The 20,144-nt window shown below is 67.5% G+C and carries 14 protein-coding genes; 11 read left to right on the top strand and 3 right to left on the bottom strand.

What is annotated here, in order from left to right; translation table 11 throughout:
• The first annotated feature begins 188 nt into the window (after positions 1-188).
• The 3 genes from ACTJJM_RS09495 to pncB all read left to right on the top strand — a co-directional run bounded on the left by ACTJJM_RS09495 (position 189) and on the right by pncB (position 3,165).
• Positions 189-1,043 carry a glycosyltransferase family 2 protein gene (locus ACTJJM_RS09495; protein WP_019338031.1) on the top strand — a complete coding sequence of 285 codons (855 nt, stop codon included), beginning with the start codon at positions 189-191 and terminating at the stop codon, positions 1,041-1,043.
• Entirely contained in the window at positions 1,040-1,879 is an 840-nt protein-coding gene (locus ACTJJM_RS09490; RefSeq protein ID WP_010482011.1) for a glycosyltransferase family 2 protein, read from the top strand. The genes ACTJJM_RS09495 and ACTJJM_RS09490 overlap by 4 nt, the downstream gene beginning before the upstream one ends.
• 107 nt (positions 1,880-1,986) lie before the next feature.
• Positions 1,987-3,165, top strand: a complete 1,179-nt coding sequence (gene pncB / locus ACTJJM_RS09485; protein WP_043397848.1) for a nicotinate phosphoribosyltransferase — start codon at positions 1,987-1,989, stop codon at positions 3,163-3,165.
• A 25-nt stretch (positions 3,166-3,190) separates the two neighbouring features.
• On the opposite strand, the gene ACTJJM_RS09480 is transcribed toward pncB, so the two are convergent.
• Positions 3,191-3,556: a hypothetical protein gene (locus ACTJJM_RS09480; RefSeq protein ID WP_010482007.1), complete on the bottom strand. Its 366-nt coding sequence runs from the start codon at positions 3,554-3,556 to the stop codon at positions 3,191-3,193.
• Between the two features lie 459 nt (positions 3,557-4,015).
• On the opposite strand from ACTJJM_RS09480, the gene ACTJJM_RS09475 reads away from it, so the two are divergent.
• The 8 genes from ACTJJM_RS09475 to ACTJJM_RS09440 all read left to right on the top strand — a co-directional run bounded on the left by ACTJJM_RS09475 (position 4,016) and on the right by ACTJJM_RS09440 (position 17,671).
• On the top strand, positions 4,016-4,555 hold the full coding sequence (locus ACTJJM_RS09475; RefSeq protein WP_010482005.1) for a fimbrial protein: 540 nt from the start codon (positions 4,016-4,018) through the stop codon (positions 4,553-4,555).
• Between the two features lie 85 nt (positions 4,556-4,640).
• Positions 4,641-5,369 (top strand): fimbrial biogenesis chaperone, encoded by a 729-nt coding sequence (locus ACTJJM_RS09470; RefSeq protein ID WP_049411192.1) that lies wholly within the window; start codon positions 4,641-4,643, stop codon positions 5,367-5,369.
• A 92-nt stretch (positions 5,370-5,461) separates the two neighbouring features.
• Positions 5,462-8,026 (top strand): fimbria/pilus outer membrane usher protein, encoded by a 2,565-nt coding sequence (locus tag ACTJJM_RS09465; protein ID WP_049435650.1) that lies wholly within the window; start codon positions 5,462-5,464, stop codon positions 8,024-8,026.
• The gene (locus ACTJJM_RS09460) at positions 8,017-9,051 is read left to right on the top strand and encodes a fimbrial protein (RefSeq protein ID WP_043397861.1); all 1,035 of its coding nucleotides are present in this window, start codon (positions 8,017-8,019) and stop codon (positions 9,049-9,051) included. The genes ACTJJM_RS09465 and ACTJJM_RS09460 overlap by 10 nt, the downstream gene beginning before the upstream one ends.
• Before the next feature lie 267 nt (positions 9,052-9,318).
• Complete coding sequence (wecB, locus tag ACTJJM_RS09455; RefSeq protein ID WP_049453387.1) at positions 9,319-10,503, top strand: non-hydrolyzing UDP-N-acetylglucosamine 2-epimerase; 1,185 nt, start codon at positions 9,319-9,321, stop codon at positions 10,501-10,503.
• Entirely contained in the window at positions 10,500-12,701 is a 2,202-nt protein-coding gene (locus tag ACTJJM_RS09450; protein ID WP_049453389.1) for a membrane protein, read from the top strand. Before wecB ends, ACTJJM_RS09450 begins: the two co-directional genes overlap by 4 nt.
• Positions 12,702-12,707: 6 nt before the next feature.
• The gene (locus tag ACTJJM_RS09445) at positions 12,708-14,855 is read left to right on the top strand and encodes a glycosyl transferase family protein (RefSeq protein WP_440865435.1); all 2,148 of its coding nucleotides are present in this window, start codon (positions 12,708-12,710) and stop codon (positions 14,853-14,855) included.
• Positions 14,852-17,671 (top strand): NfrA family protein, encoded by a 2,820-nt coding sequence (locus ACTJJM_RS09440; protein ID WP_440865434.1) that lies wholly within the window; start codon positions 14,852-14,854, stop codon positions 17,669-17,671. The genes ACTJJM_RS09445 and ACTJJM_RS09440 overlap by 4 nt, the downstream gene beginning before the upstream one ends.
• On the opposite strand, the gene ACTJJM_RS09435 is transcribed toward ACTJJM_RS09440, so the two are convergent.
• Together ACTJJM_RS09435 and ACTJJM_RS09430 are read right to left on the bottom strand one after the other, a co-directional pair.
• Positions 17,665-18,630, bottom strand: a complete 966-nt coding sequence (locus tag ACTJJM_RS09435) for a DUF4434 domain-containing protein (RefSeq protein ID WP_440865433.1) — start codon at positions 18,628-18,630, stop codon at positions 17,665-17,667. The two genes, ACTJJM_RS09440 and ACTJJM_RS09435, sit on opposite strands and share 7 nt — an antisense overlap.
• A 154-nt stretch (positions 18,631-18,784) precedes the next feature.
• Positions 18,785-20,101 carry an NCS2 family permease gene (locus ACTJJM_RS09430; RefSeq protein WP_126561075.1) on the bottom strand — a complete coding sequence of 439 codons (1,317 nt, stop codon included), beginning with the start codon at positions 20,099-20,101 and terminating at the stop codon, positions 18,785-18,787.
• Between the last annotated feature and the right edge of the window lie 43 nt (positions 20,102-20,144).

Genomic DNA, 20,144 nt, shown 5'->3' with positions numbered 1-20,144 from the left:
ATGCGGCGACCGAGCTTACATGGACGTACTTGCAGCGTCCCCCGCAACCGGACCCGCCCCGCCATCCCACGGATTGCCGGCTTCTGCTGTTGCTTCGGCTTCGGCTCTGGCCTCTGCGGGTGCCGGGTGCAACCCGGCCGATACCCTCCCAGTGCTAGTCTGTGGCTACCGACAACCACGGAGGCGGGATGGGGGCGATCGTGTTGTTGCCGCTGTGCGTGGACGATGCCGCGCTCGACCGCTGCCTGGCCGCACTGGATGCGGGCACCGCGCCGGGGACCGCGGTCTGGCTGGCCGACGACGCGCAGACCGGGCCGCGTGCGCAGGCGGTGGTGGAACACTGGTTGGCGCACACGCCACTGCAGGCCGAGTACACCCGGCGTGCACGGCCACTGGGTGAAGTCGCCCACCTGGACGAGATGCTGCGCGCCTGCGATGGCATGGACGTGGCGGTGCTGGCACCGGACAGCGTGCCCGCACCGGGCTGGCTGCAGCAGCTGCAGGACGCCTTCGCCCGCGATGCCGCCATCGCGACCGCAACCCCATGGTGCAATGCCGGCGAAACCGCTGCGTGGCCCCGGCTGGGCGAGATCAATCCGGAACCCGACGATGCCGCGCTGCTGGCGCAGACCTGTGCCGGCCTGCCAGCGCTGCACCCGGAGCTGCCGTCGGCGGTCACCCACGCGGTGCTGGTGCGGGGCAACGCGCGCCGGCGTGCCGGCGGCCTGGACGTGGACAGCTATGCCGGCTGGAACGCGGCGCTGGTGGACCTGAGCCTGCGCATGGCCGGCCTGGGATGGCGCAACGTGTTGTGCGAGACCGCCTTCGTCAGCCGGGCAGGGGAGGCGGTCAGCCGTGATGGCGATCTCGAGGCCCTGGCCGCGCGCTGGCCGGGCTGGGTGCCTCGGCTGGCTGACTTCCTGATGCATGATCCACTGCACGGGCTGCGTGCCGACCTGCAGCAGCGCATGCGGCAGGCGATAATGCCGAAGGAACAGGGGGACCTGTTCGTCCCGTCTTCCGCGCCGGAGCCTCCTGCTTGAATGTTGCCATTGCCGCCATCGTCGTCACCTACCAGAGTGGCAGCACCATCGATGCCTGCCTCTCGCGCCTGCGCCAGGCGCAGGACGTGGCCGAGATCCGGGTGATCGACAATGGCTCGATGGATGGCACGCTGGATATCGTGCAGCGCCATGCCAGCCACGACCCGCGCGTGCGTTTCGTCGGCAATCCGGACAATCCCGGCTTTGCCGCCGCCAACAACCAGGGCGTGGCCGATTCGCACAGCCCATGGCTGGCCTTCATCAACCCGGACCTGATGGTTGAACCGGAAACACTGGCCGCACTGCGCGCCCGTGCCGAAGCGTTGGGCGACTGCCTGCTCGGCGTCGAACAGGTCGACGAGCAGGGCCATGCCGACGAGGCCGTGCGCCGCCGCGATCCGGACTTCCTGATGATGCTGCGCTCGCCAGGCAAGGGCTCGAAGCTGGCGGTGCCGCGTGACCCGCAGCAGGTGCTGCAGCGGGTGCCGGCGTTGTCTGGCGCGCTGCTGATGATGCCGCGTGCATTGTTCGACTGCATCGGAGGCTGGGACGCGGGCTATCGTCTGCACGCCGAAGACCTGGACCTGTGCCGGCGCGCGCGCGAAGCCGGGGCGGTGGTGGCGATCGCCAATGACCTGCAGGTCACCCACGTTCGTGGCGTCTCCAGCCGCTCGCGGCCGTTCTTCGTTGAATGGCACAAGCACAAGGGCCTGTGGCGCTATTTCCAGAAGTTCGAGGCCAGGCAGCGTTCGCTGCCGGTACGGGTGGCGGTGTGGGGCGCGATCTGGGCGCACGCCCTGATGCTGGTGCCGCGCCTGCTGCGCAGGTCGTTGTAGAGCCGAGCCCACGCTCGGCTCAGGCAACAATCCGGCCGGGCGTGGGCCCGGCTCTACGGAAGGCGGGCGCGCCCACGGTTCACTCCGCCGGGCGCATAATCCGCCCCATGCCTATCATCCAGTCCCTGCTCGACACCGATCTGTACAAGTTCACCATGATGCAGGCGGTGCTCCACCAGCACCCCGGTGCCCAGGTGCAGTACCGGTTCAAGTGCCGCACGCCCGGCGTCGACCTGGCCCACTACATCGACCAGATCGACGAAGAGATCGACCACCTGTGCAGCCTGCGCTTCAGCGACGCGGAGCTGGACTACATGCGTGGCCTGCGCTTCGTGAAGCCGGATTTCGCCGATTTCCTCGGCCTGTTCCACCTCGACCGCAAGTACATCCAGCTACGCGCGTCGAAGACCGTGCCCGGTGAGATCGAACTGGACATCACCGGCCCGTGGCTGCACACCATCCTGTTCGAAGTGCCGCTGCTGGCGATCATCAACGAAGTCTGGTTCCGCAACACCACCACCGCCGACTTCGCCGAGGGTGAGCGCCGCCTGCAGGCCAAGGCTGCGCTGCTGCGCGATACCCCTGGTTTCGAGCAGTGCCGCATTGCCGACTACGGCAGCCGCCGCCGCTACTCGCGTGACTGGCACGCCCGTCTGCTGCCGCTGCTGCGCGACGCGCTCGGCCCGCAGCTGGTCGGCACCAGCAACGTGCACTTCGCCCGCCTGTACGGCATGACCCCGCACGGCACCATGGCCCATGAGTATCTGCAGGCCTTCCAGGCGCTGGGCCCGCGCCTGCGCGATTCGCAGGTGGCGGCACTGGAATCGTGGGCACGCGAGTACCGCGGCGATCTGGGCATCGCGCTGTCCGACGTGGTCGGCCTGGATGCGTTCCTGCGCGACTTCGATATGTACTTCTGCAAGCTGTTCGACGGTGTCCGCCACGATTCGGGCGATCCGTTCGACTGGGGCGACCGCATGCTGGCGCACTTCCAGCAGCGCCGGGTGGATGCACGCAGCAAGGTGCTGGTGTTCAGCGATGGGCTCGACATCGCCAAGGTGATGCGCCTGTACGACTACTTCCGTGGTCGCTGCCAGGTCGCCTTCGGCGTCGGCACCCACCTGACCAATGATCTGGGGCCAACGCCGCTCAACATCGTCATCAAGATGGTCCGCTGCAACGGCCAGCCGGTGGCCAAGCTCAGCGATTCGCCGGGCAAGAGCATGTGCGACGACCCGGGCTACCTGGCCTATCTGCGCCAGGTCTTCGAGCTGCCGCCGGCGTAAACGCGTCGGCTTGCAGCACGCCGGCTTACAGGTAGTCGACCACCACCAGGTAGGCTCCCTGCAGCGGCTGCTGCTTCGAAGCCTGCACGCTGTAACGCTCGGAGAAGGCGATATCGCCGGCGCGCATCGCGCTGGCCGACACCGACAGCTTCTGGCCCTGGCGCTTGCCGTCGCGCAGCGTGGCGGCCTGGCCATCGGCAAGGGCCGTCACGGCAACCGTCGAGCCCTTGGCCGACGGCGGGCAGGCGGCCAGGCTCAGCTCACCCTGGGACAGGGCCGTCGTGCAGCCCGGCTCGGCGATGCGGCCGCTGAAACGGATGCTGCCGCTGCTGGCCTGGGCCAGTGCGCTGACGGACATCAGGGCCACGCACAGCAGAATGGAGTTCCTCATGACACGTTCTCTGGTTCGGTGTGTCCTAGTTAGCGACAGGTTCGATCCGTCTTTAATAGGACAAATCCGAATCTGCTAGGGCCATCACCAAGAAAGAGTGATGCGCATCAAATAAGGCGATTTCCACTTGAAAAAAGCCTGTTTCCGCGCATGCCGAACGCGTCACCAGGAGCGTCATGCAGGGTCGTTTGTGACCTGATCCGGCCACCGTCACGTTCCCCGCGCTCCCTGAATCTCAATTTCGCCTATCACGTCACATTTAAAGCGTCAATGAATTGGCGTTCAGAAAAATAATGAGACTTTCATCACAGTTGTGCCTATACTTGCGTCACGGATTCAGGGGAAGGTATGTCCGAGTCCGGCCACAGGTGAGACGCAAGGATGGGTCTTGATAGCCCGGCAGTGCTCCTTGCTTCCTCCTCTACTTCTCATCTCTTCAGTAGGGTTAGGTAAAAGCGAATGCACAAGATCAATATCATCGCCGCTCTGATGCTGGCCGCCGCTCCGCTGGCCGCCAACGCCGCCGACGGCACCATCACCTTCAACGGCAAGGTGACCGACAAGACCTGCACCATCTCGACCCCGGGCGGCAAGGACTTCGCCGTCAACCTGCCGACCGTGTCCAAGAACACCCTGGCCACCGCCGGTGCCGTTGCGGGCCGTACCCCGTTCGCCATCAACCTGAGCAAGTGCAGCGCCGGCAACGTCGCCACCTACTTCGAGCCGGGTTCCACCGTTGACTTCAACAGCGGCCGCCTGGTCAACCAGGCTTCGGCCAACGCTGCCACCAACGTGCAGCTGCAGCTGCTGGGCTCGAACAACACGTTCCTGCCGATCAAGGCGGCTGGCACCGGCCTGGCCCAGGACAACTCGCAGTGGGTGACCGTGGCCGGCGACGGCACCGCCAACCTGAACTACTACGCTGAGTACTACGCCACTGCCGCCGCCACCCCGGGCGACGTCACCAGCAGCGTCAAGTACACGATCATCTACAACTGATCGTAGTCGTACCCGCACTGGCCGGCGTACGCGCCGGCCAGTGCATCGCGGCCCCAGGCCACACACCTCGAGCGTAGTACTTCCGATGAAAGCAATCTTTCCCCGGGCGCTGCTGCTGGCAGCGTTCACGCTGCCCTTCTGCCAGAACGCTCTGGCCGGCGTGGTGGTCAATGGCACGCGAGTGATCTATCCGGCGCAGGCGCGCGAAGTCACCGTGCAGGTCGACAACGTGGGCGATTCGCCGGCGCTGGTGCAGGCCTGGATCGACAGCGGCGACGCCAACCAGACCGCCGATACCAGCGATGCCCCGTTCGTGCTGACGCCGCCGATCGCGCGCGTCGAACCGGGCCGCAGCCAGGCGCTTCGCCTGATCTTCTCCGGCGCGCAACTGCCGACCGACCGTGAGTCGGTGTTCTGGCTCAACGTGCTGGATGTTCCGCCGTCCCCGGACAACGCCGACAGCGGCGAACAGAATTACCTGCAGGTCGCGTTCCGTTCGCGCCTGAAGCTTTTCTACCGGCCGCAGGGCCTGAAGGGCGTCGCCAACGACGCGCCGGCAGCGCTGCGCTGGACCCGCACCGGCGACCGCCTGCGGGTGGAAAACCCGAGCCCCTTCCACGTCACGCTGGCCGAAGTACATGCCGTGACCGGCAGCAGTGAAAAGGCCGTCGAGGACAAGGGCGCGATGGTCGCGCCGAAGCAGAGCCTGGAGTTCGCCGCACCGGCGGGCACCGACCAGGTCCGCTTCATCACCATCAACGACTACGGCGGCCGGGTGGAACACACCATCCGCCTCGGCAGCACCGGGGGCTGAACGCGCCGCGCTGGCCCTTGGCCTGCGCATCCCGCCACCGCCGCTGTGCGGCGAATTGAAGGAATGTCAGTGTGATCGGAAACAGATTGACATTGTCGATCCATCAGGCGCTTTGCCTGCTGGTTGCTGGCGTGGCCTGCCCAGGATGGGCGCTGGCTGCCCCGGCCAATCTCGGCGAACAGGCGCTGATGGCGCAGAGTGGTGCGGCCAATGCGCGCGCACCGGAGTCGGCCCAGTTCAATTCCAGCTTCCTGTCTGGCCAGGCCAAGCAGGTCGACCTGGCGGCCTTCAGCAACGGCAACCCGATGGTGGCCGGCAACTATCGTGTCGACGTCTACGTCAACGGTGCCTGGCAGGGCCGTCGCGATCTGCAGTTCAAGGCCGATGCGCAGGGCCGTGTCGACGCCTGCCTGCCGCTGCCGATGCTGGAAGAAATGGGCGTGGACAGCGAAGCCGTGCTGCTGCAGCAGGATCCGTCCGTGCCGACCGACAAGACCAGCTGCGTGCCGGTCCAGCAGCGCATGGCCAATGCCTATGGTGTCTATGACAGCGGCAACCTGCGCTACGACCTGAGCATCCCGCAGGTGTTCCTGCGCCGTGAGGCACGCGGCTACGTCAACCCGGCGCTGTGGGACCGCGGCATCAATGCCGGCTTCGTCGGCTACAGCTTCAATGCCATCGACAGCGACAGCCGTGTCGAAGGTGGCCAGCGCAACCGCAGTGCCTACCTCGGCCTCAACGCCGGCATGAACCTGGGTGGTTGGCAGTTCCGCCACGATTCGAACCTGACCTGGTCCGAGGGCGATGGCCGCCATTGGCAGAGCATCGCCACCTATGCACAGCGCGGCATTCCGCAGGTGCGCGGCATGCTCACCATCGGTGAGGCCTACACCACCGGTGAACTGTTCGACTCGATCGGTTACCGGGGTGCCAGCCTGGCCAGCGACGACCGCATGCTGCCCGATTCGCTGCGCGGCTACGCGCCGGTCGTGCGCGGCATCGCCGAGACCAATGCACGCATCGAAGTGCGCCAGAACGAGCAGCTGATCTACTCCTCCACCGTGTCGCCGGGCAGCTTCGTCATCGACGACCTGTACCCGACCGGCTACGGCGGCGATCTGGAAGTGAGCGTGATCGAGGCCGATGGCCGCCGCCGCGAATTCAAGGTGCCGTTCGGTTCGGTGCCGCAGATGCTGCGCGAAGGCGTGTCGCGTTACTCGCTGACCGCCGGCCAGGTGCGCAACAAGCTGCTGGCCGATGAGCCGTGGCTGGTGCAGGGCACCTACCAGCGCGGTATCGGCAACCAGCTGACCCTGTACGGCGGCAGTGCACTGAGCGACGGCTACCTGTCGCTGCTGTACGGCGTCGGCCTGTCCACGCCGGTTGGCGCGTTCGCCGCCGACGTCACCCACGCACGTACGACGTTCGACCACTACGGCAACCACACCGGTGCCAGCGTGCGCTTGAGCTACAGCAACATGATCGGCGAGACCGGGACCAACCTGACCCTGGCCGCCTACCGCTATTCGACCGAAGGCTTCTACAGCCTGCAGGATGCGCTGTACGGCCGTGATTCGGACAAGCGCGGCATCGATCCGACCACCCGTGGCCGCCAGCGCAGCCAGTTCCAGGTGACCCTGAACCAGCCGTTGGGCCGTCGGGGGGGCGCACTGTACGTGACCGGCTCGGTGCGCGACTTCTACGACCGTTCCGGCACCTCCAAGCAGTACCAGGTCGGCTACAACAACGCCTGGCGTTCGGTGAACTACGGCTTCTCGGCGCTGCGCACCGAAGAGGGCGTACTCGGCCGCTCGGATACCCAGTACCTGCTGTCGATGAGCGTGCCGCTGGGCCGTGGTACCCACCCTGTGTCGTTCAGTGCTGATCTTGGCGTGCGCGACCGCGGGGGCTACGACAACAGCCGCGTTGGCATCACCGGTTCGGCCGGTGTCGACAACAACTTCAGCTATGGCGCGGCCCTGTCCGATTCCCGCGAGGGCAGCACCACCGCGATCGGCAACGTCGAATACCGCAGCCGCTATTCCGCATTGAACGCCAGCTACAGCCACTCGCGTGACTTCCGCCAGGCTTCGGTGGGTGCCAATGGCAGCGTGGTCGTGCATCCGGGTGGTTTCACCTTCACCCCGCAGCGTGGCGACACCATGGTGCTGGTGGAAGCACCGGGCGCGCGCGATGCGATCGTCAGCAACGCCCCGGGCCTGCGTGTCGATGGCCGCGGCTACGCCGTGGTGCCGTACGTGTCGCCGTACCGCCTCAACACCGTCACCCTCGACCCGCAGGGCATGGCCCACGACGTCGAGCTGGAAAGCACCAGCCAGGCGATCGCGCCGTTCGCCGGTGCCATCAGCTACCTGCGCTTCGATACCCGCAAGGGCAACGCGCTGCTGATCCAGGTGCGCAACCCGGATGGCCGCACCATGCCGTTCGGTGCGCAGGTCAAGGACGAGCAGGGCCAGCCGGTGGGCATGGTCAGCCAGGGCGGCCGCCTGTACGTGCGCAGTGAAAAGAACCAGGGCCGCCTGCTGGTGGAATGGGGCGCAGGCGCCGACCAGCGCTGCACCGTCGATTACCAGGTTCCGGCGGGCGCCGATGCGTCCAAGACCGGCTTCATCCCGCTGGAGGCAGCATGCCGATGATTTCTTCCCGAGGCCGCAAGGCGCTGGCTGCCGTGGCCGTGCTCGGTGGTGTGTTGCTGGCGCAGCAGGCCAGTGCGTCGTGCCGCATCCAGTCCAGCTGGTTCACCGCGCAGGACGTGACCATGGACATGGGCCAGATCGTGATCCTGCCCAGCACGCCGGTCGGTGGCGTGATCAAGGAAATCAGCGAGTCGATCACCCAGCAGAACAGCGTCGCGCGCTGCGACTGGTCCGGTGGCCGTTCCATCGGCGAGTACGTCAACGCAGCGCAGCGTCGGCCGGTCGCCGGGTTCTCCAATGTGTATGAAACCGACGTTGCGGGCGTGGGCATCCGCCTGTTCCGCGATTCCGGCGCCATCCAGACCTACTATCCGCACTCCATCAACTTTGCCGGCAACGCCACCATCTCGCTGATCGGCGGCACCTTCCGCATCCAGCTGATCAAGACCGCCGCGCAGACCGGCTCGGGCGTGATCGCGCCGAACGGTCGCTTCACCACCTATTACTTCGACGGTGATGGCGCCAGTCGTCCGGTGCTGACCTCGACCTTCAAGGGCTCGGGCACCACCGTGGTCAGCCCGACCTGCGAAGTGCAGGCCGGCAGCCGGAACATCGCCGTCGACTTCGGCAGTGTGCCCAACACCAGCTTCACCGGTGTCGGTTCCAAGGCGGTCAATCGTGACTTCGAGATCCGCCTGAACTGCCAGGGCAGCAATGTTGCGGCCTACCAGAGCAAGATCGGCATCCGCCTGGATGCCGACCAGGACAGCTCGAACATGCCGGGCGTGCTGAAGCTGAGCGCCGCCAGCAACAGCGCCACCCGCATCGGCATCCAGATGGTCCAGCGTGACGGCACCACCGAGCGCGAAGTCCGCTTCGGCCAGACCATCAACGTGGGCACCACCGCACCGGGCACCAGTGTCATGGCGCTGCCGCTGCGCGCCCGCTATGTGCAGACCCAGGCCGGCACGGTAGGTGCGGGTGTCGCGAACGGCCAGGCCACCTTCACCATCCAGTACGAGTAAGGCGGTCCCAGGCTGCGGCCACTGCTGCGTTTCACTGCAACGTCGCCCGTTCCACGGGCGGCGTTGACTGCGTCTTGATCTTCCAACGATGAAGATCAATGCCACGACGCGCGTACCGTCATTCGAATGTGATGTACGTCGCGATTTTGGAGTTTCCTCATGAGGTGACCGTCTCCTGCCTGCGGGTGTTGGACGGGAACGCCGAAAGGATCCAGACGTGGCTACAGCTCCTGGCATTCCCTCGCGCCGTCCGTCCGGAGCGCTGCGGTGAAGGTCCTGTCGGTGTTCGGCACGCGACCGGAAGCGATCAAGATGGGGCCGCTGGTGCGTGCCCTGGGCGAGGCTGCGGATATCGAATCGGTGGTCTGCATCACCGGCCAGCACCGGGCAATGCTGGACCAGGTGATGTCGCTGTTCGAGATCACCGCCGACCATGACCTCGATGTCATGGTCCCCAACCAGACCCTCAATGGCTTGTGCGCGAAGCTGTTCGAGCGGCTTGACGCGCTGTACACGCAGGTCCGTCCGGACAGGGTGCTGGTGCACGGCGATACCACCACGGCGATGACCGCCGCGCTGGCCGCGTTCCACCACCGCATTCCGATCGGCCATGTCGAGGCCGGACTGCGCACCGGTGACATCAACCGGCCGTGGCCGGAGGAAATGAACCGGCGGGTGATCGATGTGGTCGGCCACCAGCTGTACGCGCCCACGCCCAGCTCGCGCGCCAACCTGGCCGGTGAACACCTGGGCGGGCAGATCCTGGTCACCGGCAACACCGTCATCGATGCCCTGCAGCAGACCGTGGAGCGCCTGGATGCCGACCCGGCGCTGCGTGCGCGGGCTGACGAACCCTTCCACATGCTTGATCCCGATCGTCGCCTGCTGCTGGTCACTGGCCACCGCCGTGAGAGCTTCGGCCAGGGCTTCGAGGACATCTGCCGCGCGCTGGCCGAGCTGGCCCGGCGGCCGGACCTGCAGGTGCTGTACCCGGTGCATCTCAACCCGAACGTGCAGGGCCCGGTCAACGCCCACCTCGGCCATCTCGACAACGTGCACCTGGTGCCGCCGCAGGACTACCTGCGCTTCGTGCGCCTGATGCAGCGCGCCGACGTCATCCTCACCGACTCTGGGGGCGTGCAGGAAGAAGCGCCGGCGCTGGCCAAGCCCGTGCTGGTCATGCGCGACGTCACCGAACGCCCGGAGGCGGTCGAGGCCGGTGTGGTGACGCTGGTCGGCACCACGCCTTCGCGCATTGTCGAGGCGGTCAATGCGGCACTGGCACAACCACCGCACCGGACCCACTTCGATCCCGATGCCAGCCCTTACGGCGATGGCCGTGCCAGCGCGCGCATCGTCGCCGCGCTGCGTGGCACGCCCCTTCCCGAATTCTCGCCTGGCCTCCGCAGCGGCGGTGCCGCCCACTCCCATCCACGCGAAGTGACGCCATGACCCAGACCGGCCGCTCTCCCCTGTTTGCATCCGCCGCCGCGTTCGTCCTGTCGGGCGTGGTTGGCAGTGCCCATGCCGCCGACAGCGTCGCCGGCCAGTTCGCCGAATGGAGCGGCGACAGCACGGTCAGCCGGCAGATGACCCTGCGCGAACTCGGTTTCCGCCAACCGCTGGTGCTCAGCGGGCAGGAGAGCCAGCGCGAGGTCTACCTGCCGGTGCCGGCTGGCGTTGCCACCCGCGATGCACAGCTGCAGCTCGATGGGCGCTATGTACGCGGGCACGCTGGGCGTACCTCGGGCTTGTGGTCGGTGGATGGCGATCCAATCGCCGCGCGCTCGATCACCGATGCCCAGGGCGATGCCAGCCAGCTGCTGGCCATCGATGGCGAACCCCGCCAGAACGGCTTCGTGCGGGTCGGCGTCGGCTGGTGGTCGATCGTGTCCGACTACCAATGTGCCGACCAGAGCGCGCCGGCCAACGTGCTGCGGCTGTCGCCGGACTCGCGTTTCAGCTACCGCTTCGACGGCCGCGCCGTGGATACCGTGGCCAAGGCGTGGGGCGCGCTGCCCCCGCAGGTGCGCCTGCTGGTGGATGGCAAGGCACTGCAGGCGCCTGCCTACGATGCGGCCTGGCGCATCGGTACCGCAATGCAGGCCGGTGGCAAGCAGGTGCAGGTGGTGGCGCTGCCCAAGGTTGGTGACCGTGTCGACCTGACCGGCATCAGCATCCCGGCCAGCCTGCAGGGCGTGCCGGCCTATGCCGCGCTGGCCGCGGGCGAGCGGGCATACGCGATCAAGGATCTGGCCGAAGTCGGTGCGCTGCTGTCGCTGCGGGACAGCGGGCCGTTGGCCGCCGATGTGATGATCGGCAGTGATGCGCTGCGGGCCGGCGTGCGCGCGGCGCTGGATGCGCTGGCCGCACAGGTTGCCACCACTGGCGCCGACGCGGGCACGGCGTTCGCCGCGTGGCGCGGTACCGACATGGGTGGCCTGGAAAAGCCCGCGACCAGCGCCTCGGTCAGCGTGGTGGCCGTTGCCGGCCGTCCGACGCTGGTGGTCGACCCGGCGGCGGCGGGCAAGGTCGCCGGGTTGTTCGCCGAACAGTGGCGCAGCTATGCGCTGGGCCGCAGCCTGCAGGTCAGCGCAGCGGGCACGCCGAAGCTGGACGGTGACCAGGTGCTGCTGAGCCGGCTCGGCAACATCGCCGGCACGATGGATGTCGTCACCCGCGCGGACCGCAGTGCCACCTTCGACCTCGGCGCGCTGTCGGCCGATGGGCGCCTGCCCGAAGAGGTGGTGATCGACGTCTCGGCGGCCCCCAACGCGGCCGGGCAGGGCGCGGTGGCCACCATCCATTTCAACGATTACCTGCTGGGGGGCAAGGTGTTGTCGGCCAACGGCCAGCCGCAGCGGCTGGTGGCCAAGGTGCCGGCCTATGCGCTGTCGGCGCGCAACGAGATCCGGGTCAGCTTCCTGCGCCAGCCGGCACGCCCCTATTGCCACGATCCGGCTACCGCCTATCCGGTATCGATCCTGCCCAGCAGTCACCTGACCCTGGCCAAGCGTTCGCTGGGCAGTGATTTCGTCGGTGCCAGCAGCCAGCTGTCACGCGGCAACCAGGTGTTCGTGCCCGCCACGTGGCTGCAGGATGCGCCGGCATCGCTGCGCAAGGTGATCGCGGTGGCCAGTGCAGTGGGCGCCTCGCCGGAGGCGTCGGCGCTGAAGGTGGTCGATGCCGGTGCGGCGGTCAGCCCGGGTACGCCGTGGCTGGCCTTCGGTGTGGCGCCGTCGGGTGTTGATGTGGCCGGCCTGAAGGACGGCCACCTGCTGATCGGCGGGAAGCCGCAGCCGCTGCTGGATGTCGGCGGCCTGGATCGCGCTGCGGTGGTGCAGGTCGGCACCTCCGGCGGCCAGCTCGGCGTGCTGTACAGCGACCTGGGCGCACAGGCACCGTCGTTCGGCGCACCGTTCCGGCTGCTGCGCGGTGATCTTGCGGTGCTCGACGGCAGTGATGCCGTGCGCGAGTTCGATCGCCAGGATCCTTACGGAAGCCGCGTTGCCCAGGATGGCAATCCGCAATCGAAGTGGGAACGGCACATGGTCTGGTTGCTGCTGCTGGTCGGCGTGATCGTGTTCGCGCTGCTGGCCGCCCGCGTCACCCAGGTGCGCCGCCGCAAGTCCGCCAACACAGGGCACTGATCCACCGTGGACGGTCTGTTCTGGAACATCCAGCTGGCCAACTATTACGCCGCCCTGGAAACCACGGCGGCGGCGGTGGCCGTGCTGATCCTGATCTCCAGCCTCGATGACCTGTTCATCGATGTCTGGTACTGGGTTCGCGAGAGCTGGCGCGCGCTCACCATCAAGCGTCGCGAAGCGTTCCGGCCGCTGACCCAGGAAGACCTGATGCAGCGGCCGCAACAGCCGCTGGCGATCATGGTGCCGGCGTGGATGGAATACGACGTCATCGCGCAGATGGTGGAGAACATGATCAACGTGCTCGACTACCGCGAGTACGTCGTGTTCGTCGGCACCTATCCCAACGACCAGCAGACCATCGACGAAGTGGAGCGCATGCGCCGCCGCTACAAGCGCCTGCGCCGCGTGGAGGTGCCGCACGACGGGCCGACCAGCAAGGCCGATTGCCTGAACTGGTTGATCCTGGCCATCTTCGATTACGAGAAGCGCCACGACATCGAATTCGCCGGGGTGATCCTGCACGACAGCGAGGACGTGCTGCACCCGATGGAACTGCGCTTCTACAACTACCTGCTGCCACGCAAGGACATGATCCAGCTGCCGGTGACCTCGCTGGACCGCGAGTGGTACGAACTGGTGGCCGGCGTCTACATGGACGAGTTCGCCGAGTGGCACGCCAAGGATCTGGTGGTACGCGAGAGCGTGTCCGGCATGGTGCCCTCCGCGGGCGTCGGTACCTGCTTCTCGCGGCGCGCGCTGCTGGCGCTGAGCGCGCAGACCGACAACCAGCCCTTCAATACCGACAGCCTCACCGAGGATTACGACGTCGGTGCGCGGCTGGCGGCGATGGGCATGCAGTCGATCTTCGCCCGCTTCCCGGTGCAGTTCCGCGTGCGCCGTCCGTCATGGTTCGGCTGGGGGCCGGTGCGCGAGCGTACCCAGCAGATGGCGCTGTGCGTGCGCGAGTACTTCCCCGACAACTTCCGTGCCTCGTACCGGCAGAAGGCGCGGTGGGTGCTGGGCATCGGCCTGCAGAGCTGGGAGTCGCTGGGCTGGCGCGGCTCGCTGGCCACCAAGTACCTGCTGGCACGTGACCGCAAGGGCATCATCACCTCGTTCGTCAGCATCATTGCGTACATCATCTTCCTGCAGCTGCTGCTGTTCTGGCTGTTGAAGATGACCGGGCTGTGGACGATGCAGTTTCCCAGCGTGTTCCAGGCCGGTACCTGTCAGATGAATGTCGCGCTGCTGACCACCGCAGCGCTGGCGACCCGGGTCGTGCAGCGCTTCTATTTCGTCAACCGGTTGTACGGCTGGGAGCATGCGTTGATGTCGATCCCGCGCATGGTGGTCGGCAACATGATCAATTTCATGGCCACCGCCCGAGCCTGGAAGGTGTTCCTGGCCTACCTGCTGTTCGGCAAGCGCATGGTCTGGGACAAGACCATGCACGACTTCCCCGATGCGGCGCAGCTGGTGCAGACCCGCAAGCAGCTGGGCGAGCTGTTGACCACCTGGCAGGCGGTGGAACCCGAACGCCTGCAGCAGGCGCTGGACCAGCAGCAGGCAGGCCGCCAGCAACCGCTGGGCCGCATCCTGCTCACCCAGGGCTGGCTGGATGACGAGACCCTGGCCGAGGCCATCGCCTTCCAGGGTGACCTGCCACGCGCGGTAATCGACGTGGATTACCTGCGTGCCTGCCAGTTCCCGGTCAGTGCCGACGCCTGCGTGCAATGGCGCATGCTGCCGCTGCCGCCGCGCCAGGAAGGCACCCTGCGGCTGGCCGTGGCCAGTCCGCTGCCCGAGGACGCCGTGGCATTGCTGAAGCAGGAAACGCGCAGCGAGCACATCGAACAGAGCATTGCCCGCGAAAGCGAGATCAACGCGGGCCTGCGCCTGATCGGTGGCGAACGGCAGTGGCACCTGGACAACGTGCCCCTGCTGGGCGACCTGCTGGTGGAAATGCGCCTGATCGATCACGCACGCTTCGAGATCGCACTGGATGACTACATGCCGCAGCGCGACGGCCGCATCGGCGACTACCTGGTCAAGCAGGGCATCACCACCGAAGAGGCCGTGGCCCAGGCCATGCAGGAGCAGCGCCGGCGTGCGGCCACGCTGCAGTCGCCGCCGCCCGGAGCCTTGCCGGCATGAAGACCACGCTGCTGTCCACCGTCATTGCCGTGGCACTGGCCACGGCCGCCGCGCCGGTGATGGCGCAGGCCGAGGTGCCCCTGCCGCTGTCCGGTGCGGCCTACCGCATCGCCGAGCAGGCGTTTGCTGCCTATGAACGTGGCGATTACCCCACGGCCTACCGGCAGTCCAGCGAAGCGATCCGGCTGCGCCCGGACGTGGTGCGGCTGCGCCTGCTGCAGATCTATGCGCTGCAGAAGCTTGGTCGTGGCGCAGAAGCGCAGCAGCAGGCGCGCCGTGCGCTGGACGCGGGGATGAAGGATCCGGCCTTGCCTGCGCTGGCCGCCGCGCCCAGGACGACCACAGGTGCAGCGCGTAGCACAGCGGTGCCGCGTGCACCCGCAACGGTGGCCGACCGTAACAACCGGCAGGCCTACATGCTGGCAACCGAAGCCTATGCGGCCTACGACGCCGGGCAGATGGGCATCGCCGCCAGCAAGGCCGAACAGGCGTTCCGGCAGCAGCCGGAACAGGGCGCATGGGCCCTGCTGTGGGTGGCGGCGCTGGAGGCACAGCAACAGCCCGAACAGGCCGACGCCGCCATCGGCACCGCGCTGCAGCTGGGCGCACCGAATGTCGAAGCGCTGCGCGCGCGGCGCGTGACACTGGGCCGCCAACGCGCGCTGCTGCAGGCCCAGCTGGCCTATCAATCGCTGTCCGCAGGTGAGGATGCCGCCGCCATTGAGCAGGCGCACGCCGCCGTGGAACTGGCACCCGACGTTGCTTCATACCGGTTGCTGCTGATCACCGCGCAGCTGCAGGGCGATCAGCTGGCCGACGCTGAGCACAGTGCTGATCAGGCATTGCAGGTGGACGCCAACGATCTCAATGCCCGGGTGATGCGCGGCTACCTGCGCCAGCGCCAGGGCAGTACGCTGCGGGCCAATGAGGATTTCGATGCCGCGCTCGCCACGCCGGGATCAACCGCGCAGCAGCGCAACGTGCGGCTGCTGGCGGTGGATGCGGCGCTGGCCGCAGGTGATCGGGTACGCGCAGCTGCACTGCTGGCACCGTTGCAGGCGGCGCTGCCGGCAGTTGAAGGCGATGCACGGACACGGCAGCTGCTGCAGCAGGGCATCGAGCAGCGCAGCCGGGCGACCCGTGCCAGTCGCGAGCCTCCCCGCATCAGCGCCGAGGCCTACCCGGCACCGGTCCAGCACTGCCAGTCCGGTGACAGCGGCAACGTCTGCGAACTGGTGCCGGCCGATCTGCAGGGGGATGGCGGTGCCGCACAGCGTGCCTACGCTGCCTACGCGCGCCAGGATTACGCCGATGCCATCGGTGAGGCGCGGCAGGCCGTGCAACTCGCACCGGACGACGCGAACCTGCAAGGCCTGCTGACCACCACGCTGGCGGCGGGCAACCGTGCCCAGCAGGACGAAGCGCGGCAGCGCCTGGATACGGCACTGGCACAGCGTCCTGATGACGCGGGTGCACTGATGCAGCGCGGCTACCTCAACCAGAGGGCCCACGAACCGGCGCGCGCACTAGCCGACTTCCGTGCCGCCGAGGCCACCGGAAAGGCACCGAAAAGCGTAGTGCTCGATCAGGCCTACGCCAGCGCAGCCAACGGCGACCATCCGCAGGCGGTGATGCTGCTGCGCAGCGCCATTGATCGCGCCGATGCCGGTGAGTTGCCACTGGATGCGCACCAGCGCTACAACGTACGCAATGCCATCGCCAATTACTCGCGCGAGTGGGGCGTGATCGCCTCGGCGGGTTTCCGTGGTGCTCGCCAGGCGGCGACCAATGTCGGCGGTGCGGCGATCAGTACGCCCGGCGATTCGGTGTTCAGCACGCTGGAGGCGTTCTGGCGGCCCCCGGCCTTCAACGACCAGCATGGCACGCTGGAACTCTACGCACGCCTGCTCAACACGCTGTACGACGAGGGCGGCACCTACGAATCGATCCGCGCGGTGGACCCGTGCACCGGCGAATCAACGCCGGATGCGCGTGCACGCGCCGAGCGCCTCAGTCACTCGCGTTCCACTACCGGCTGGCCATCCACCATCGCGTCCTTCGGCATGCGCTACGCGTTTGGCCAGACCGGTCTGAGTGCTGGCATCGAGCGCCGACAGTTCCTCGGCAGTGCAACCCGCCAGGGCGAGGTCTACCCCGAATCGGCCGCAGTGCAGTGCCGCCTGCAGCTGGCCCTGAACCGGCCACTGGAAGCCAGCACGCTGGCGCGCTACCGGCTGGCCAGTGGTTCGGGCGGCTGGATGTCCTACCTGACCTATGGCTACTACCATGGCACCGATCTGCGCACCGATGTGAACCAGTGGTGGATGGTCAGTGGCTACGCGCAGGGGGGATACACCTGGGACGACAACGGTGCCACCTTCACCCTCGACGCGCTTGATGCCAACGGCACGCCGGTGCGGCGCCTGGGCGAGGCCAATGGCCGCCTGCATCGCGAACAGTGGTTCGGCGCCGGTGAACTGCGCGCCGGCCGCAGCTTCCGCTTCGGTGCAGGGCAGACGCATTGGGTGGTCACACCCTATGTCGTGGTCGGTGCCGATTGGCTGGACCAGCGCTCGCGCGTGCGCGACATCCGTTACCCGCCGTTCCCGGCGCAGTCGTTCGCGCTCAACGATACGCAGCGCAGCTGGTCACTTGGCGCAGGGCCGGGCGTGGGCGTGCGCTACTGGTTCCGCGAGGACCACTACAACACGCCGCGTTCCTACCTGGACCTGACCGTGCAGTACCGCTTGGCCATCGGCGGCGGTGATACGCAGCGCGCCAAGGGCCTGTTCGCCACCGCCATCCTCTACTACTGAGGCAGGCCCCAGCGTCGCCGCAGCGCTGCGGCCTGCGGCGTGTCCTGGGTCAGCCACGGCTCCAGCGCATAGACCAGCACGTGCTGTGCGCCGCTGTCGCGTGCCCATGCCAACTGCCGCTGGATGCGAGCGGCATCGGCCGTTTCGCCCTTGAATCCGCTGCCGTCGGCAGGGCCGTCGGGCAGTTCGCGGAACAGCTCAACGATCGCATCGAAGCCGATGCCGTGTGCGTGGAAATGATCGAGCAGCGGTTGCAGCTGCTGCACGTTGCCGGCACCGGCCACCCCCACGCCATCCTGCACCATCGGCCGTAGCGTGGCCTGTGCCAGCACCGCCTGCCACAGCGTGACCAGGTTGCCATCGGTCTGCAGGCGGCTGAAGTAACAGGAGATCGCACAGTCACCGCCGCGCGCGCTGGCGGCCTGCACCAACCCGTGCAGCCACTGCGCCAGCCATTGCTGGCGGGCCGGATCGGCCCAGTGGTACTGCTCCAGTTCGTAGGGCAGGTACCAGCCCCCGAAGGCCGGCTGCTGGGCCCAGGGTGCCTGTGCCAACCAGCTGCGTGCGTACGCCAGGCTCTCGGCCAGGAAGGCCTTCAGCGTGGCGTCGTCCGCGGCGATGGCCTGCCACCAGCGTTGCTGGAAGGGCAGGCCGACGCGGATGCGGATGCCGTTCTCGCCGGCGGCGGTGAACAGCTGCTGCAGGCTGCCGTCGGGCAGTGACCAGTCGCCGTCGCTGCCACCGACGATGCCGGTCCATTGCAGCACCAGCTGACGGCAGCCCAGCGTATGCGCAAGCTTCAAGGATCGCTGCCAGTCGGCCAGGCCCCATTGCAGGTGGCTGCGCCACGGCTGCAGGAAGGTGCCATCGACCTGCATCGGCAGCGAGCAGCCGGGCAGGGTGGCGAGCGTAGCGGCCAACGGCGCCAGCACTGCCGCGCGCAGCAAGCGACGGCGCAACGGCGAAGAAGGATCCGCGGGAAGGTCGGGCCGAACCATGCCCGCATCATCCCAGAGCGCCGTGCGTGGCGGGTGAACCCTGCGTCCGGTAGTCCCGGTCGCGGGCCGAAGCGTGCTCTGGTAGCGCCGGCCGCTGGCCGGCATCGCCTACCGCTTATTCCAGCGCGTAGCGCAGGGTAAACAGCACCGCCACCAGCCACACGGCCGGATGCACTTCGCGCCAGCGCCCGGTACCGGCCTTCAGCGCGGCATAGGCAATGAAGCCGAACGCCAGGCCGTTGGCGATCGAGTAGGTGAACGGCATCGCCAGCGCACAGAGTGCGGCTGGCACCGATTCGGTCAGGTCGCTCCAGTCCACTTCCACCAGCTCACGCAGCATCAGGCCAGCCACGAACAGCAGTGCCGGCGCGGTGGCATAGCTGGGCACCATTGCCGCAAGCGGCGAGAACAGCAGCGCCGCCAGGAACAGCGCCGACACCACCAATGCAGTCAGGCCGGTACGGCCGCCCACCTGCACGCCCGAGGCGCTTTCGGCAAAGGCCGTGGTGCTGCTGGTGCCAAGCATCGAACCGGCCACGATCGCGGTGCTGTCGGCCAGCAGCGCGCGGCCGAAACGCTTCTGCGCGCCCGGCAGCTTCAGCAGGCCGGCGCGACCGACCACGCCGTACAGCGTGCCGGTGGCATCGAACACTTCCACCAGCACGAACACCAGCACCACCTGCAGCAGTACTGCGATGGGTGCGCCACCGTCATGGTGCAGCAGGCCCGGCAGGTCCAGCTGCAGGAAGGTGGGTGCCAGGGTCGGCGGCAACGAGACCAGTCCCTGGTACTGCACGTCGCCCAATGCCCAGCCCGCACCGGTCACCGCCAGGATGCCGATCAGGATCGCACCGCGGATGCGGCGCGCTTCCAGCACCGCGATCAGCAGGAAGCCGGCCAGCGCCAGCAGCGGCGGCGCCGTGTTCAACGGGCCCAGCGCCACCAGCGTGTCTTCGTTGCCGACGATCACGCCGGACTTCTGCAGCGCGATGATCGCCAGGAACAGGCCGATGCCAGCCACGATGGCCGAGCGCAGCGACGAGGGGATGCCGGACACCAGCCACGCACGCACGCCGGTCAGCGACAGCACCAGGAACACCAGGCCGGAGATGAACACCGCACCCAGTGCCTGTTGCCATGGCAGGCCAGCGGCACCGACCACGGTGAAGGCGAAGAACGCGTTCAGGCCCATGCCCGGTGCCATGCCCACCGGGAAGTTGGCGGCCAGCGCCATCACTGCCGAACCCAGTGCAGCAGCCAGGCAGGTGGCCACGAACACCGCGCCCGCGTCCATGCCGGTGGTGCCGAGGATCTCGGGGTTCACGAAGACGATGTAGGACATCGTGAGGAAGGTGGTGACACCGGCCAGCAGCTCGGTACGCACGGTGGTGCCGTGCTGCTGCAGCTGGAACAGGCGCTCGAACAGGGACATCGCAGATCTCTCATGCCTGCACGCCCTGCCGCCCCTGGGGACC

This window comes from Stenotrophomonas sp. 22692 (genome assembly GCF_052045015.1).
Lineage (GTDB): Bacteria > Pseudomonadota > Gammaproteobacteria > Xanthomonadales > Xanthomonadaceae > Stenotrophomonas > Stenotrophomonas geniculata.
The sequence above is the reverse complement of the archived record's forward strand: the minus strand, read 5'-3'. Positions and strand labels throughout refer to the sequence as shown.